1 protein-coding gene is annotated in these 2,403 nt (G+C 54.8%); it reads right to left on the reverse strand.

The genetic code is table 11. From position 1 onward, the window contains the following. Positions 1 to 104: 104 nt before the first annotated feature. Complete coding sequence (locus tag DWB85_RS19710) at positions 105 to 2,321, reverse strand: hypothetical protein (protein ID WP_205422829.1); 2,217 nt, start codon at positions 2,319 to 2,321, stop codon at positions 105 to 107. Between the last annotated feature and the right edge of the window lie 82 nt (positions 2,322 to 2,403).

Consider the following 2,403-nt stretch of genomic DNA (forward strand, 5'->3'; position numbering starts at 1 on the left):
CAGCGACACATAACTGAACAAGTCACCGCCTTCCTGGTAATCACCGCGCATTGTTTGGCCTCCAACCTGCGATTACGCTATTTTCCCTCATTTGAGGGAGTTTTTCAGCAACCTGCTAGGATGGCGATGCACTCGTTCCCCTCGACAATATGCTGGATCAGCTCGTCAACAGTCTGGCTTTGCTCAAGCTCGGTGAAGCACCACTCCTCGAGCGCCATGAATGCGCAGCCGATGGCTTTAGGTGCCCACGTCGACCGAAACCAAAGATACTCTCGATCGGTGCCCCAGAAAATTTGGGTACCCCAGGGAAACGTAAGCTCGAGCGGTATAGGGGTGCCCCCATGGTCGTGTGAGTGATGATGCAGCTGTCGCCATGCGGTCATCGCATGATTGCAGAGTTCTCGAAGGAGCCGCAGTGCATGGTCAGGAGATGATTGGAAAAGCGAGTGAAAGGGCTCTCGAAGTGGCGAAGGCGGCCAGAAGTTTCTGTGGTCGTCGTGGATCGAAAGCCTTTCCCAGTCGTGGTAGCTGAAATCACCGACGGTTCGCAGATAAAATCTACCCGAAAGTGCCATTTTTTCTTTACGTGTCCTTTCGGCGTCTGGCTTTTCTAAAACTGCTTTGCGCCACTCAGCCGTGTCATGAAGTTCCTGTTTTTCTCGGGCAACTTGCTCATCCGGAAGCTCCCCAAGCAGGAACGCTAGTGAAAGTTCGACCACAGACTGGGGTAGCGATTGGGCGAGGACGGGTGAGCAGGCGATGATGTCATGAAATGCATCGTCTCGGATGCGCTCCGAGTTGGCGACCCGTCGCAAATAGTCGGCTGCAAGGGATGGCTCGGCTCTCGACGATCTTAAGAGGAGCTGGCCCAGCGATTTTCTGAGAGCACCCAAGCCGGGAACCTCCCCCCAATAAACAGAGTTCTCATCAGGTCTATCGGCAGTACTGATCGCGTCGATGGCGGCGAGCCAGACAGCGCATTGTTGCAAAAGTGCATGAGACGTCGGGTTGCGGAGGTCGGCCAAAGCATTCTGCCAGACCTCGAAGATGGAGACGATCTCTGGATAAAGCCGCTGCGGAATGTCTGCAATGCGCTGTAGTATAAAATTGATGAGGCGACGCCACGCGGAGAAGTCGGAAGGCCATCCGAGAAGATCAGCGAACCGTTGGCGTTGTTCCCGTGGGAGACCACCAGTAAGGATATTCTCATTTGGGGTGGTCTTCTCAGCCTGAAACCAGACGAGCGTCTTCCTGAAAAGTCGGAAGTCGTCGGCAAAGACAGCTGTCGCGAATTGGTCTTCATCAACTTCGAATCTCGAAGTTCCGAGGGGACCAACCAGCCACGCTCGCAGCCATTGTGACCTAAGTTCCGAATCCTCCGTTTGGGCAAGGTACGCTGGCCAGTTTGTTCCCTGCGCATACTCCCATTGAGAGGTGAGCTCGACGACGCGCGCGACTGCCGGTGGTTCGCCGCAGGCCTTGATAACTCCCATCCATTGTAGTCCGCGATCGGCTATGACATGGAAGAAGGCCCATTCGAAGAAGATATCGTGCGCGAAGCGGACGGAAACCCCTTCACGGGCATTTTGGAGTATGCCGTCTGATCTTAGGCCATCGATGTGTGCAACTGAGGTTAGCTGGCTAAGGGCAATCGGCTGGCTAAGCTGGCGGGCACGGACACTTGCCAAGTCGAGTAATGCTCGCTGGCGTTCAAGGGCGTTTTGACCCGTCTCATTGTAGCCGCCCCGCCGCCACCAATTCTCAATCAAATCGACTTCAGATTGGGGTGCGAATGTCGAAGCGCTGGGGTCGGCCATGTAACTCTGGTTCAGCACTTTCGCAAAAAAAGGTCGTCGGACAATCTCTTGCACTTGAGCAGATCCAAACAGAAGTGATCTCAGGTGTGGCTTGGCTTTTGCGAGCGACTCGGCCTCATCGTCGCTCAGCTGACCAACGCTTAGCGTCTCGACCTTCAGGGTATCGAGGAATTCGCCCAACCAATTGCGAAGCATCTCAATGCCGGTGTCGCGAAGGGAAACGACGACGCGCCAGTTATCAAGTAGTGGTGATTCCACAATGGTGTGGAGCACTTCGACGATGATGGGCTGGTGTTCTGTGTCGATGCGGTCGATCGCATCGATAAAGAGTACGGGAGTACCGGCAGCCCCGATCTCTACGAGAAGTTGCTCCAGGTGAGCACCCGATAAACCCTGCGAGGTCGCATAGCTGATCCAGCTGGTCCCTTCGAGCTGCTCAGCTTTGAGGAAGATGATCGGCCCGTTGCCTAGCAGGCTGCTGAAAAAGGCATGATTTTGATGCACTTAACTTTCTCGTCGTTCCAAGGCCCAAGTTTGGTCAACGGCGAGTCGGATTTGTGGCAGCTTCGCCAAATTGGGGATTCGG

It is taken from the genome of Seongchinamella sediminis (assembly GCF_003457605.1).
Lineage (GTDB): Bacteria > Pseudomonadota > Gammaproteobacteria > Pseudomonadales > Halieaceae > Halioglobus > Halioglobus sediminis.